The 14,016-nt window shown below is 34.2% G+C and carries 18 protein-coding genes; 2 read left to right on the top strand and 16 right to left on the bottom strand.

The genetic code is table 11. The features are described from left to right. Nucleotides 1–2: 2 nt before the first annotated feature. From rplX to rpsL, 16 genes are all read right to left on the bottom strand, one after another. Nucleotides 3–314, bottom strand: coding sequence for a 50S ribosomal protein L24 (rplX, locus tag Q0870_RS10420; RefSeq protein WP_298555377.1), 312 nt, complete (start codon nucleotides 312–314; stop codon nucleotides 3–5). Between the two features lie 15 nt (nucleotides 315–329). After that, nucleotides 330–698, bottom strand: a complete 369-nt coding sequence (gene rplN, locus Q0870_RS10425) for a 50S ribosomal protein L14 (RefSeq protein ID WP_069831953.1) — start codon at nucleotides 696–698, stop codon at nucleotides 330–332. 2 nt (nucleotides 699–700) lie between these two features. Then, a complete protein-coding gene (gene rpsQ, locus Q0870_RS10430) occupies nucleotides 701–958 on the bottom strand; it encodes a 30S ribosomal protein S17 (protein ID WP_298555379.1) in 258 nt (85 codons plus the stop codon). Between the two features lie 12 nt (nucleotides 959–970). Then, complete coding sequence (gene rpmC, locus Q0870_RS10435; protein WP_298555381.1) at nucleotides 971–1,162, bottom strand: 50S ribosomal protein L29; 192 nt, start codon at nucleotides 1,160–1,162, stop codon at nucleotides 971–973. Nucleotides 1,163–1,175: 13 nt separating this feature from the next. Continuing rightward, complete coding sequence (gene rplP, locus Q0870_RS10440) at nucleotides 1,176–1,595, bottom strand: 50S ribosomal protein L16 (protein WP_298555383.1); 420 nt, start codon at nucleotides 1,593–1,595, stop codon at nucleotides 1,176–1,178. 21 nt (nucleotides 1,596–1,616) lie between these two features. After that, the gene (gene rpsC, locus Q0870_RS10445; RefSeq protein WP_298555385.1) at nucleotides 1,617–2,336 is read right to left on the bottom strand and encodes a 30S ribosomal protein S3; all 720 of its coding nucleotides are present in this window, start codon (nucleotides 2,334–2,336) and stop codon (nucleotides 1,617–1,619) included. 7 nt (nucleotides 2,337–2,343) lie between these two features. Next, nucleotides 2,344–2,751, bottom strand: a complete 408-nt coding sequence (gene rplV / locus Q0870_RS10450; RefSeq protein ID WP_298555387.1) for a 50S ribosomal protein L22 — start codon at nucleotides 2,749–2,751, stop codon at nucleotides 2,344–2,346. Nucleotides 2,752–2,757: 6 nt separating this feature from the next. Beyond that, nucleotides 2,758–3,036: a 30S ribosomal protein S19 gene (rpsS, locus tag Q0870_RS10455; RefSeq protein WP_034043300.1), complete on the bottom strand. Its 279-nt coding sequence runs from the start codon at nucleotides 3,034–3,036 to the stop codon at nucleotides 2,758–2,760. 3 nt (nucleotides 3,037–3,039) lie between these two features. Further along, complete coding sequence (gene rplB / locus Q0870_RS10460) at nucleotides 3,040–3,867, bottom strand: 50S ribosomal protein L2 (protein WP_298555389.1); 828 nt, start codon at nucleotides 3,865–3,867, stop codon at nucleotides 3,040–3,042. Nucleotides 3,868–3,877: 10 nt separating this feature from the next. Further along, nucleotides 3,878–4,168 (bottom strand): 50S ribosomal protein L23, encoded by a 291-nt coding sequence (gene rplW, locus Q0870_RS10465; RefSeq protein WP_298555390.1) that lies wholly within the window; start codon nucleotides 4,166–4,168, stop codon nucleotides 3,878–3,880. Between the two features lie 7 nt (nucleotides 4,169–4,175). After that, nucleotides 4,176–4,805, bottom strand: a complete 630-nt coding sequence (rplD, locus tag Q0870_RS10470; RefSeq protein WP_298555391.1) for a 50S ribosomal protein L4 — start codon at nucleotides 4,803–4,805, stop codon at nucleotides 4,176–4,178. After that, on the bottom strand, nucleotides 4,805–5,422 hold the full coding sequence (gene rplC, locus Q0870_RS10475) for a 50S ribosomal protein L3 (RefSeq protein ID WP_298555392.1): 618 nt from the start codon (nucleotides 5,420–5,422) through the stop codon (nucleotides 4,805–4,807). The genes rplD and rplC overlap by 1 nt, the downstream gene beginning before the upstream one ends. A gap of 122 nt (nucleotides 5,423–5,544) precedes the next feature. Continuing rightward, complete coding sequence (gene rpsJ / locus Q0870_RS10480) at nucleotides 5,545–5,850, bottom strand: 30S ribosomal protein S10 (RefSeq protein WP_010181931.1); 306 nt, start codon at nucleotides 5,848–5,850, stop codon at nucleotides 5,545–5,547. A gap of 11 nt (nucleotides 5,851–5,861) precedes the next feature. Next, complete coding sequence (gene fusA, locus Q0870_RS10485) at nucleotides 5,862–7,988, bottom strand: elongation factor G (RefSeq protein WP_298555393.1); 2,127 nt, start codon at nucleotides 7,986–7,988, stop codon at nucleotides 5,862–5,864. A gap of 3 nt (nucleotides 7,989–7,991) precedes the next feature. Then, on the bottom strand, nucleotides 7,992–8,468 hold the full coding sequence (rpsG, locus tag Q0870_RS10490; RefSeq protein ID WP_092847766.1) for a 30S ribosomal protein S7: 477 nt from the start codon (nucleotides 8,466–8,468) through the stop codon (nucleotides 7,992–7,994). A gap of 21 nt (nucleotides 8,469–8,489) precedes the next feature. Further along, nucleotides 8,490–8,864 (bottom strand): 30S ribosomal protein S12, encoded by a 375-nt coding sequence (gene rpsL / locus Q0870_RS10495; RefSeq protein WP_019386263.1) that lies wholly within the window; start codon nucleotides 8,862–8,864, stop codon nucleotides 8,490–8,492. A 177-nt stretch (nucleotides 8,865–9,041) separates the two neighbouring features. On the opposite strand from rpsL, the gene Q0870_RS10500 reads away from it, so the two are divergent. Both Q0870_RS10500 and Q0870_RS10505 read left to right on the top strand, forming a co-directional pair. Next, nucleotides 9,042–10,736: a ShlB/FhaC/HecB family hemolysin secretion/activation protein gene (locus tag Q0870_RS10500; protein WP_298555396.1), complete on the top strand. Its 1,695-nt coding sequence runs from the start codon at nucleotides 9,042–9,044 to the stop codon at nucleotides 10,734–10,736. A 117-nt stretch (nucleotides 10,737–10,853) separates the two neighbouring features. Beyond that, nucleotides 10,854–14,015 carry a SusC/RagA family TonB-linked outer membrane protein gene (locus tag Q0870_RS10505; protein WP_298555398.1) on the top strand — a complete coding sequence of 1,054 codons (3,162 nt, stop codon included), beginning with the start codon at nucleotides 10,854–10,856 and terminating at the stop codon, nucleotides 14,013–14,015. The last annotated feature ends 1 nt before the right edge of the window (nucleotide 14,016 follow it).

Genomic DNA, 14,016 nt, shown 5'->3' on the forward strand with positions numbered 1-14,016 from the left:
AACTATATTACTTCATTAGATTTTGTTGAAAATCTTACTTTTTTATCGCCTTCTATTTTATATCCAACTCTTGTTGTTTCACCTTTTGAGGTTAACAATGATAAGTTAGAAATATGAATAGCAGCTTCTTTCTCTACGATTCCTCCTTGAGGATTTTGTGCACTTGGCTTAGTATGTTTCTTCACCATGTTTACACCCTCAACAATCGCTTTGTTCTTTTCTATTAATACTTTTTGTACTTTACCTTCAGATCCTTTATGATCTCCAGCAATTACTTTTACAGTATCTCCAGTTTTTATTTTAAGCTTTGTCATCTTACTTATAATGTATTAAAGCACCTCTGGCGCTAATGATACAATCTTCATGAATTGTTTATCACGAAGCTCTCTCGCAACAGGACCAAATACACGTGTTCCTCTCATTTCTCCCGTTGGGTTTAATAAAACACAAGCATTATCATCAAATCTTATATAAGATCCATCTGGTCTTCTTACCTCTTTCTTGGTACGTACAACAACTGCTGTAGAAACTGCTTTTTTCTTAATGTTTCCATTAGGAGTAGCATCTTTTACAGAAACAACTATTTTGTCTCCTACAGAAGCGTATCTTCTTTTAGTACCTCCCAACACACGGATAACTAAAACTTCTTTAGCTCCAGTATTGTCTGCTACTTTTATTCTTGATTCTTGCTGTAACATAATTATTTAGCTCTTTCTAGGATTTCTACTAATCTCCAACATTTAGATTTACTTAAAGGTCTTGTTTCCATAATCTTTACAGTATCTCCAATATTACAATCGTTTGTTTCGTCGTGCGCAACATATTTCTTTGTTTTCAACACGAACTTTCCATACATAGGGTGTTTTACTTTTTTAACTTCTGCAACAACTATTGATTTTTGCATTTTGTTACTTGTAACAACTCCTACACGTTCTTTTCTTAAATTTCTTGTTTCCATCTTTCAGCAGAATTATTGTAATTCTCTTTTAGTTAATTCAGTCGCAATTCTAGCTACAGTTCTTCTTATAGAACGTAATTGAATTGGATTTTCTAAAGGAGATATTGCATGAGCCAATTTTAGGTCTGAATAACTCTTTTTTGTTTCACCAAGCTTATCTTGTAACTCAGCTACAGATAATTCTTTAATTTCTGATTGTTTCATAATATCAAATAAATTATGCTTCGTAATCTCTAGCGATTATAAACTTAGTTTTTACTGGTAGTTTTTGTGCTGCTAAACGCAATGCTTCTTTTGCAACGTCTAATGGCACTCCTCCTACTTCAAATAAAACACGACCAGGTCTACACACGGCAACCCATAATTCAACGGCACCCTTACCTTTACCCATACGTACTTCAAGAGGCTTTTTTGTAATAGGCTTATCTGGAAATATTTTAATCCAAAGTTGACCTTCTCTTTTCATGTAACGTGTAGCGGCAATACGTGCTGCTTCAATTTGACGTGCAGTAATAAACGTAGCGTCCATTGCTTTTATTCCAAAAGTACCGTTTGAAAGTTGATGTCCTCTTCCAGAGAGACCTTTCATACGTCCTTTTTGTTGTTTACGAAATTTTGTTCTTTTAGGCTGTAACATTTTTCTTTACTTTATAAAAAATTACTTTCTACGACGAGGTCCTTTATTGCCACCTCTTCCGGCTCCACCTTTTCCTTGCTTCTTAGATAAACCAACAAGCGGAGAAAGTTCTCTTTTACCATATACTTCACCTTTCATGATCCATACTTTAACACCCAATCTACCATAAGTAGTGTGCGCCTCAACTAAAGCATAGTCAATATCGGCTCTAAAAGTTGATAAAGGAATACGTCCTTCTTTGTAGTGTTCAGAACGTGCCATTTCAGCACCATTTAAACGTCCACTAATCTGGATTTTAATTCCTTCAGCATTCATACGCATTGTAGCAGCAATAGCCATCTTAATTGCACGTCTGTATGAAATTCTATTTTCAATTTGACGAGCGATGCTTGATCCTACTAAAAATGCATCAAGTTCAGGTCTTTTAATCTCAAAGATGTTAATCTGAACTTCTTTTCCAGTAATTTTCTTAAGCTCTTCTTTTAACTTGTCTACCTCTTGACCACCTTTTCCGATAATAATACCAGGTCTAGCAGTAGTGATAGTAACGGTTACAAGTTTTAAAGTTCTCTCAATAATTACTCTACTTACACTAGCTTTAGATAAACGCGCGTGAACGTATTTTCTAATCTTATCGTCTTCGGCAAGTTTATCACCATAATCGTTTCCTCCGTACCAGTTAGATTCCCATCCTCTGATAATTCCTAAGCGATTCCCGACTGGATTTGTCTTTTGTCCCATACTGTTATTAAGCTTGTGTGTTATTATTAGCTCCAACTACGATTGTAACGTGGTTTGAACGTTTTCTAATTCTGTGTGCACGACCTTGAGGAGCTGGACGCAATCTTTTTAACATAGATCCGCTATCAACTTTAATCTCCTTTACTACCAATTCAGCCTCTTCAATGTTAGCTTCTTCGTTTTTAGATTGCCAGTTTGCAATTGCAGACAATAACAATTTCTCTAAACGACCTGATGCTTCCTTCTGGTTGAATTTTAGTATATTTAGTGCATTTTCTACCTTTTCGCCTCTTACTAAATCGGCTACTAAGCGCATTTTTCTCGGTGATGTAGGACAGTTATTAAGTTTAGCAAAAGCAACATGTTTTTTAGCTTCCTTAATAGCGTCTGCCATTTGTTTTTTACGACTTCCCATAGCTTACTACTTTTTACCTTTATTTTTAGCACCTGCATGTCCACGGAATGAACGTGTTGGTGAAAATTCTCCTAATTTATGCCCCACCATGTTTTCAGTAACATATACTGGAACAAATTGACGGCCATTGTGTACTGCTATTGTTTGTCCAACAAAATCTGGAGTAATCATAGAGGCTCTAGACCACGTTTTGATTACTGTTTTTTTGTTATTCTCAACATTTACAGCCACTTTTTTCTCTAATTTATAATGAACGTAAGGTCCTTTTTTTAATGATCTTGCCATGTCTTATTTCTTTCTACGTTCTACAATATATTTATTACTTGCTTTAGTCTTAGAACGGGTTCTATAACCTTTAGCTGGAATACCGTTTCTAGAACGAGGATGTCCACCTGAAGATTTACCTTCACCACCACCCATTGGGTGATCAACTGGATTCATAACTACTGGTCTAGTACGTGGTCTTCTTCCTAACCATCTTGTTCTACCTGCTTTACCTCCAACTAATAATTGATGATCCGAATTAGATACAACACCTATAGTAGCCATACAGTTAGCAAGAATTAATCTTGTTTCACCTGAAGGCAGTTTAACTGTAGCAAATTTACCTTCTCTTGCCATTAATTGAGCAAAAGCACCAGCACTACGAGCCATAATAGCTCCTTGACCTGGACGTAATTCTATACAAGAGATAATAGTTCCTAATGGAATTTGACTTAATGGCATCGCGTTTCCAATTTCTGGAGCAACACCTTCTTTACCAGACACTACATTTTGTCCAACCTGAAGTCCATTTTGAGCAATAATGTATCTTTTCTCGCCATCTTGATAATTCAATAACGCAATAAAAGCAGTTCTGTTTGGATCGTATTGAATAGAAGCTACTTCACCAGGAATACCTGCTTTGTCTCTTTTAAAATCGATAATACGATACTTTTTCTTATGACCTCCACCAATATAGCGCATGGTCATTTTTCCTCGATTGTTTCTACCACCAGACCTTTTGTTCGGAACGAGTAAACTCTTTTCCGGCTTATCAGTAGTAATGGCATCGTAACCGTTTACTACTCTAAATCGCTGTCCTGGTGTGATTGGTTTTAATTTTCTTACTGACATTTGTCTTTAATTACATGTTACTGTATAAATCAATCATTTCACCTTCCGCCAGTTGTACAATTGCCTTTTTAACAGCATTTGTTTTACCATGTTGAATACCCGTTTTAGTAAACTTAGTATTGCGATCTGGACGGACATTTATAGTACGAACTTTTTCAACAGAAACTCCGTAAGTGGCTTCCACCGCTTTCTTGATTTCTACCTTGTTCGCCTTTGTATTCACCGCGAAAGTATAGCAGTTTCTCAACTCGCTATCTGCAGTCGCTTTTTCTGTGATTATAGGTTTAATTAAGATACTCATCTGTTTCTTATTTACTTAAGTTTGTTTCAATTCCTTCTAAAGCTCCTTCTAAAAGCACTACTTGATTTGCATTTAAAATCTTGTAAGTGCTTAATTCTGATGAAGTTATAACTTCTGAGCTTTTTAAATTGCGCGATGACAAATATACGTTATTATTTGACCCACCCAACACAAAGAGAGTTTTTTTGTTTTCAAGCTCTAAAGCCTTTAAAACTGCTGTAAAATTCTTAGTCTTTACAGTGTCAAAATTAAAATCTTCTAAAACTGTAATTGACTTCTCTCCTGCTTTGATACTTAAGGCAGATTTACGTGCTAAACGCTTTAAGTTTTTATTAAGTTTGAAGCTGTAATTTCTTGGTCTTGGACCGAACATACGACCACCACCTTTAAATACACCAGACTTAATACTACCTGCTCTTGCTGTACCAGTTCCTTTTTGCTTTTTAATCTTACGTGTACTACCAGCAATCTCAGCTCTTTCTTTCGATTTGTGAGTTCCCTGACGTTGGTTTGCTAAATATTGTTTAACATCCAAGTATACTGCGTGATTATTAGGCTCAATAGCAAACACATCTTTAGAAAGGTCTGCCTTTCTACCTGTGTCTTTTCCGTTTATATCTAAAACTGCTACTTTCATTATTTTCTAATAATTACATAAGCGTTTTTGTGACCAGGAACACATCCTTTAACCACAAGTAGATTCTTTTCAGCAACTACTTTTAAAACTCTTAAATTTTGAACTTTAACTGTGTCTCCACCCATTCTTCCTGCCATTTTCATGCCTTTAAAAACACGAGCAGGGTAAGATGCAGCTCCAATAGATCCTGGCGCTCTTAAACGGTTATGCTGACCGTGAGTAGCTTGACCTACACCACCGAAACCATGACGTTTTACAACACCTTGAAATCCTTTACCTTTAGATGTTCCTGCTACATCAACAAATTCACCTTCAGTGAAATGTTCAACAGTGATTGCATCTCCTAATTTGTACTCCGCATCAAAACCTTTGAATTCAACAACTTTGCGTTTTACAGAAGTACCCGCTTTTTTAGCATGACCTAAGTCTGCTTTAGTAGCGCTTTTTTCTGTCGCGTCATCGAAACCTAATTGAACAGCTGAATAGCCGTCAACATCTTCAGTTCTGACTTGGGTAACTACGCATGGTCCAGCTTCGATTACAGTACAAGGAATATTTTTCCCGTTTTCATCAAAGATGCTGGTCATACCGATTTTTTTTCCAATTAACCCAGACATAATTATTTATTTAATTTATTACTATTTGTTATTAAAATTCAAGGCTGAAAATACGTTTCAGCCTTGAATTGTATTTTTACCGTTTTTCCTTCGCTCGCAGCTTAGGACATGTAAGTTTATAACTAAACTTTGATTTCTACTTCAACACCACTAGGTAATTCAAGTTTCATTAACGCATCAATTGTTTTTGATGACGACGAGTAAATATCCAATAATCTCTTATAAGAGCTTAATTGAAATTGTTCTCTTGATTTCTTGTTTACGTGTGGAGAACGTAATACAGTGAAAATTTTCTTATGTGTTGGTAACGGAATTGGTCCAGTTACAACAGCACCAGTACTTTTTACTGTTTTTACAATCTTTTCAGCAGACTTATCTACTAAGTTGTGATCGTAAGATTTTAATTTTATTCTGATTTTTTGACTCATTTTCTTAAGATTTACGATTCAACTCCTTTAGCTGCTTTAATTACTTCTTCAGATATATTTGAAGGTGTTTGAGCATAGTGTGAAAATTCCATTGTTGATGTTGCACGACCAGAAGATAGTGTTCTTAATGTTGTTACATATCCAAACATTTCTGATAATGGCACAGTAGCTTTTACAGTTTTTGCACCTGCTCTATCTCCCATGTCACTCACTTGACCTCTTCTTCTATTTAAATCACCTACAATATCACCCATGTTTTCTTCTGGAGTGATAACTTCAAGTTTCATAATAGGCTCCATAATAACTGCCTTAGCAGCTTTTGCAACGTTTTTAAAACCTAATTTAGCGGCTAATTCGAAAGACAATTGATCAGAATCAACATCGTGGTAAGAACCATCCTTTAAAGTAATTTTCATTGCATCCACTTCAAAACCTGCTAATGGTCCATTTACCATTGCCATTTTAAATCCTTTTTCAATTGAAGGAATAAATTCTTTAGGAACATTACCACCTTTAATTACAGATTCAAACTGAAGTCCAACTTGACCTTCATCTGCAGGTTCAATAGTAAATACGATATCTGCGAATTTACCACGACCACCAGATTGTTTTTTATAAACTTCTCTGTGATCCGCCGAAGCTGTAATAGCTTCTTTATACTCAACTTGTGGCTGACCTTGGTTAACCTCAACTTTGAATTCACGTTTTAAACGATCAACAATTACATCTAAGTGAAGTTCACCCATTCCAGAAATAATAGTCTGTCCTGAAGCCTCATCTGAACGCACTGTAAATGTAGGATCTTCTTCAGCTAATTTAGCTAAGCCCATTCCTAATTTATCAACATCTGCTTTAGTTTTAGGCTCAACCGCAATACCAATTACTGGATCAGGGAAGTCCATTGATTCTAAAACAATAGGATGTTTTTCTGACGAAAGTGTATCTCCTGTTTTAATAGATTTAAATCCAACAGCAGCTCCAATATCTCCAGCTTCTATAAAATCAATTGCATTTTGCTTGTTAGCATGCATTTGATAGATACGAGAAATACGTTCTTTTTTACCTGAACGGTTATTTAATACATAAGAACCGGCATCTAAACGACCAGAATATGCTCTAAAGAAAGCCAAACGACCAACAAAAGGATCGGTAGCAATTTTAAAAGCCAAAGCAGCAAATGGCTCCTTTACATCTGGCTTACGTAATTCTTCTTGTTCAGTATCTGGATTTACACCTACAATACCTTCTTTATCAGTTGGAGAAGGCAAATAACGACATACAGCATCTAATAAGAACTGAACACCTTTGTTTTTAAATGCAGAACCACATATCATTGGGATGATTGCCATATCCATTACAGCAGCTCTAAGTGCAGCATGCACTTCTTCTTCAGTAATAGAGTCTTCATCTTCCATGAATTTTTCTAAAAGATCCTCATCATAACCTGCTACTTCTTCAATAAGCAATGCACGGTATTTACGAGCCTCTTCTTTTAATTCTTCAGGAATTTCAATAACATCAAAAGTTGCCCCTTGAGTTTCATCATGCCAAACAATAGCACGGTTTTTTACTAAATCTATGATACCCTTAAAATCATCCTCGTCACCAATATTTAAAACGATTGGCACCGCGTTAGATTTTAACATATCTTTTACTTGTTGACAAACACCTAAAAAGTCAGATCCTTGACGATCCATTTTATTAACGAAACCAATTCTTGGTACTTTGTAGTTATCTGCTAGCCTCCAGTTAGTTTCAGATTGCGGTTCAACACCATCAACCGCACTAAATAAGAACACTAAACCATCAAGTACACGTAAAGAACGGTTTACTTCAACCGTAAAATCAACGTGACCTGGTGTGTCAATTATATTAAAGTGATATCCTTTAGTATCTGGTGTAGGCTCTCCATTTTCAATAGGAAATTTCCATGTACAAGTTGTTGCAGCAGAAGTAATTGTAATACCTCTTTCTTGCTCTTGCTCCATCCAATCCATTGTTGCAGCACCATCATGTACTTCTCCAATTTTGTGTGAAACACCTGTATAATAAAGTATACGCTCTGTGGTAGTAGTTTTTCCTGCATCAATATGTGCAGCAATACCTATATTTCTAGTGAATTTTAAATCTCTTGCCATGTCTTAAAATCTAAAGTGAGAGAATGCTTTGTTTGCCTCTGCCATTTTATGAGTATCAACTCTTTTCTTAACGGCTGCCCCTTCTTCTTTAGCTGCTGCTAAAACCTCAGACGCTAAACGCAATGCCATAGATTTTTCGTTTCTTTTACGAGCATAGCTAATTAGCCATTTCATAGCTGTTGAAACTTTACGGTCTGGACGAATTTGCATTGGAATTTGGAATGTTGCACCACCAACACGACGACTACGTACTTCTACGTGTGGCATAACGTTAGATAAAGCATCTTTCCAAATCTCTAAACCTGTTTTTTCTTCGTCTGTTTTTTTCGAGTCTACAATATCAATAGCATCGTAGAATACTTTAAAAGCCACCGATTTCTTTCCATCCCACATCATCATATTAACGAAACGCGTTACTAACTGGTCGTTAAATTTTGGGTCTGGTAAAAGCGGTCTCTTTTTTGCTGCTCTTTTTCTCATGTCTTCTTCTTAAAGTTTTAATTACTTCTTAGGGCGTTTTGCACCATACTTAGATCTACGTTGCGTTCTACCTGAAACACCTGCTGTGTCTAAAGCACCACGTACAATGTGATATCTAACTCCTGGTAAATCTTTTACCCTTCCACCTCTAACCAATACTATCGAGTGCTCTTGTAGATTATGTCCTTCACCACCGATGTATGCATTAACCTCGTTTCCGTTTGTTAAACGAACCCTTGCTACCTTACGCATTGCTGAGTTAGGTTTTTTAGGAGTTGTTGTGTAAACACGAGTACACACACCACGTCTTTGCGGACAAGAATCTAAAGCAGCCGATTTACTCTTCTTGGTTATTTTGGCTCTTCCTTTTCTTACTAATTGCGAAATTGTTGGCATATATAATATATATAAATTTTATTATCCTCTTTTAAGAGGGGTGCAAATGTAGAAATTAAAATTTAGAATTCAAATCCTAATTCATTAATTTTTGAGAGTTTTCAAAAATAATAACATTAGGCATATTATAAGCTTAGATTTTCCGTTAGATTTACAGAATATTTAGTAGTTAAAAACGTGCCAAAAACCTCTTACTTAATTCTTATTATATCTGTATTCTTTTCATTGAATGGGTATTGCCAAAAATTAACCTTAAAAATTGAGGGCAATACCAAATATGAAATACAAGTAATAGACTCATTAGGGTATTTAAAAACTCATAGTGATTTTTTATCTATTAAATCTGAAATTGATGCATTACAAAAAGCCCTATTTAATTTAGGCTATATTGAAAATGAAACTAAAAAATTAAAGAAAACGAATGACTCTACTTTCCATTCTCAAATTAAGTTAAAAAGCAAATTCAAGTCCTTATATGTATACTACAATAAAAATGATATTGACTTCATAACTTTAAATTCAGTTTCAAAGGAAGTGTATGATGATTATTTTATTCTTAACCTCTCCGAAACTGAGAATGCTCTGAATATTATTAATTCTGAAATTGCTAAAAAAGGCTTTCCATTTTCTAATTTAAAATTATCGGATTTAAAAACTATTGACACATCCACACTTCAAGCTCGTTTAATTATAAATTCGTCAAAAAGCAAAAGAATCATTGATAATATAATCTTAAAAGGATATGAAAATTTTCCTCGCTCATATTTAAATAACTTCTTAAAAATAAAACCTAAACAGGTTTTTGATTTAAATACCATTAAAAATAAGACTGAACAATTAAACAACTTAAATTTTGCAAATGAAATTAAACCTCCTGAAGTATTATTTTCAAAAGATTCAACAACCTTATATCTGTATCTAGAAAAATCTAAAAGCAATGCATTTGATGGTTTTTTAGGTTTTGGAACTAATGAAGAAACAAATAACTTAGAGTTTGACGGTTATTTAAATCTAAATCTAAATAACAATTTAAATTTTGGTGAAGCATTTAGACTTTTATATAAGAGTGATGAAAACGACCAAAAAACATTTGAAGCTGATATTTCTTTACCTTATTTATTCAACTCTCCAATAGGTGTAGATTTTCTTTTACGTATTTTCAAAAAAGATTCATCATTCACAACAGTAAATCAATCTGCAAAATTGCATTATCAAATAAATGTAAAACACAAATTGTATGCTGGAATTGTTTCCACAGAATCAAATAATTTACTTTCAGACAATAGCTTAACTTCAATAGCCGATTACAACACCACTCAATACACTATTGCTTACCAATATTTAAAACCCCAATCTTACAATTTACTTTTTCCTTTTAATTCTAAAATTTATTTTGAAACAGGTTTTGGCGAACGAAATAGCTCTAAAAACAAGGAAAAACAATCCCAATTATCTATTGACGCTTTAAAAATATTTAACCTTAATAAGAAAAATAGTTTTTATATTAGATTAAATGGTTCTAATCTAATTTCTGACACCTACTTTGAAAATGAATTATTAAGATTTGGAGGCATAAACTCCATAAGAGGTTTTGAAGAAAATAGTCTTTTTGCGACCCTATATAGCTTTATTAATACAGAGTACAGGTTTCAATTGAACAATTCAATCTATATTCATAGCATTATTGACGCTGGATATTTCGAAAACAAAATCCAAAAAACTAAAAAGAAACTATTTGGATACGGATTTGGATTTGGAATTATTACAAAGTCAGGGTTACTTAAACTCAACTATGCTAACGGCAAAACTGAGAATACCAAATTTAAACTCTCTAATTCTAAAATACATATCAGTTTGACAGCGAATTTCTAGCCTCAAATTATCATTTTCGTAAAATTTCACCCTTTTTACCAAATTTTAACCATTATTTATTGTTTTATTAAGATAATTTTATGATTTTTGGCATTGACTAATTCAAATAATTATAAAATGAAAACAAAGTTTAGTGGAATTCTAACGCTATTACTAGCGTTTGTTGTGCAACTAACGTTTGCACAAGAAAAGACAATTTCAGGTACAATATCAGATGGTTCTGGTTTACCGTTGCCTGGAGCAACTGTCTTAGTTAAAGGTACTTCATCAGGTACATCTTCAGATTTTGATGGTAACTATTCAATAAATGCTAATCAAGGCGATATCCTTGTATTCAGTTTTGTTGGGTATACAACTCAAGAAATCGGTGTTGGTGCCTCCAACACAATCAATATTACTATGGCAGAAGATGCAGAAGCTCTTGACGAGGTAATTGTTACTGCATTGGGAATTAAGCGTAAGCCTAAAGAACTTGCTTATGCAACCACAATAGTTAACCAAGAAGCCCTTGTACAAGCGGCACCTGTAGATCCAGTTAGTGCCTTAGTAGGTAAAGCTTCTGGACTTAACATCAACTTTAGTGATAATGGTGTAAAACCTAACTCGAGTATCAGATTAAGAGCTAGTACATCTTTAACTGGTAACAATGATGCTCTAATTGTTATTGATGGTGTACCACAAGCAAACACTGCTCTTAGTGACATTAACCCAAATGACATTGAATCTGTAAATATTCTTAAAGGAGCTTCTTCAGTAACTCTTTATGGTTCTGCAGGAGCAAATGGAGCTTTAATTATTACCACAAAAAGAGGGAAAAATGATGGCAAAATCAGTATTTCTATTAACTCCGCTGTTACCTTTGAAGAATTAAAGTTCTTTCCTGAAACACAGAGTAAATTTGGTAGCGGTTCTAGTAATTCATTTAACTATACTCCAGATGAAAATGAAAGTTGGGGACCTAGATACGACGGTACTATTCGTCAAATCGGACCGCAATTAGTTGATGGAACTTTTCAAACTGGCAGATATGCTCCTGTTAAAAATGGTCGAGAAAATTTCTTTGAAACCGGAATAACAACTCAAAATTCTATATCTATAAGTGGTGGAGATGATAGTTCTACATACTTCTTTTCAGCTCAAAGAATAGATAAAACCGGTATTACACCAGGTGACAAATACAACAGAGATAATTTCAGATTTAATGCCACAAAAAAATATGGAAAATTTGAAACTGGAACATCAATATCTTTCTTCCAAGACAAATCTGACGTTGCAGGACCTAGTCCTTCAGATGGCAGTTTTTATAGAATTTTACTGAACACACCTGCCCATATAGATTTACAGAGATATAAAAATTGGAGAACAGATCAATTTTCTACACCAGACACATATTTTAATGCCTTCTTTAAGAACCCTTACCAAATAGTAGATTCTAATAGAGATACCAATAAAACAAATAGATTACAAGCAATTGCTAATTTTAAATATACATTTAGCGATTGGGTATCTGCATCTTACTCTCTTGGTGGAACTTGGTTTAATAGAGAAACTAAAAACACTCAAGAAGCTTTTGCATATGATACAAACCCTGCTATAGATTATTCAAGACCAAGTGATGAGGTAAGTGCAGTTGCTAATGGTGTAGGTAGTAACTTTAGATTAAATTCTGATTTTTTATTCAATATAGAAGGACAATTATCAGATGATTTCAGCTTGAGAGTTATTTTAGGAACTCACTTGGAAGGGTTTAGAAGTAACCAAATAAATATAGTAGGTAATAATTTATTTACTAATGAGCTTTTTAATGTAAATGTTAGAACAGGGAATTTAGGATCTAACACCACTAACTTTGCTTCTCCTCAGTCTGATTCTCGAAAAAGGTTATTTTCTTATTTTGGTGATATGACTCTTGGTTATAAAGATTATTTATTCTTAACGGGAGCATGGAGACAAGATACCTCGTCTACATTACCTGTTGCTAACAACACCTACTCTTATTACACTGGAGGTTTATCATTTATTGCTACTGATGCTATAGAGGGTTTAAAAGGCGATGTTTTAAACTTTTTAAAATTAAATGTTAGTTATGCTAAAGTTGGTAATGACGCACCAATAGGACTAATTAATGAAAACTTCATAGTACCTGTAGGTTTTCCTTTAGGAACCCCTGGGCTTAGACAAACAACAAGAGCAGTAGACCCTAATTTAAGTCCTGAGTTTTCTTATTCTACTGAAGCAGGTCTTAGAGCAGAATTTTTCAAAAGTAGGGTTATATTGAATGCTAATTATTATTCAGTTACTACTGAAGATCAAATTAACAGTATTGGAGCTTCAAGAGCCTCTGGAGCATCTTCATTTGTAACAAATCTAGGAGAAATTGAAAATAGAGGTATAGAGCTTGACTTGAGCTTTGTTCCTATACAAACTGAAAATTTTAAATGGGATTTAGGATTCAATATGTCAACAAACAAGTCTGAAGTTATAGACTTAGGTGGTCCTGATAGAATTCAGATTGGTTCTGGTTTCCAAAACACAGCTACTATATTTGCTAAAGTAGGAGATGCTTATCCTTCTTTATTTGCCCCTGGTTATAAAAGAGATGATCAAGGCCGAATAATTGTTGAAGCGAATGGAAACCCAGAGCCAACTACAGAACTTATTAATTTAGGTAATACAGTACCAGATATTATTGTAGGTATTACTTCAAAATTATCATATAAAGGGCTTTCGCTAAGAGCTGTTGCTGATTATAAAACTGGACACGTATTCTATAGTACTGTAGTTGAAGCTCTAGAATTTGCTGGATTAACAAAAAATAGTGTATCAACAAATAGACAAGCTTTCATCTTTCCTAATTCTGTTTATGAAACTACTCCAGGATCAGGAGTTTTTGTAGAAAACACAGATAGACCAACAACTGATGGAACTAGAAATTTCTGGCAAACTTCATATAACGAAATTAAAGAAAACTATGTAGTGGATGCTTCAGCTATTAAAATTCGAGAAATTGCTTTAGATTATGCAATTCCTTCTAAATTTTTAGAAAAAACACCTTTTGATGCGATTAATGTTGGCTTAGTTGCTAATAATTTAATTATGTGGAGAGCTGCAGAAAATATCTATACAGATCCTGAATTTTCAATTAACTCTGGAGCTGGTTCAAACATAGGTATTGGCAGCACAAACTCTACAGTTAGTAATGGAACAACTGGTATTGGGTCTTCTGCCCAAGCACCTCCTTCAGGAACTTATGGGTTTAAAGTTAATTTAAAATTTTAAA

It is taken from the genome of uncultured Algibacter sp. (assembly GCF_947487575.1).
Lineage (GTDB): Bacteria > Bacteroidota > Bacteroidia > Flavobacteriales > Flavobacteriaceae > Algibacter_B.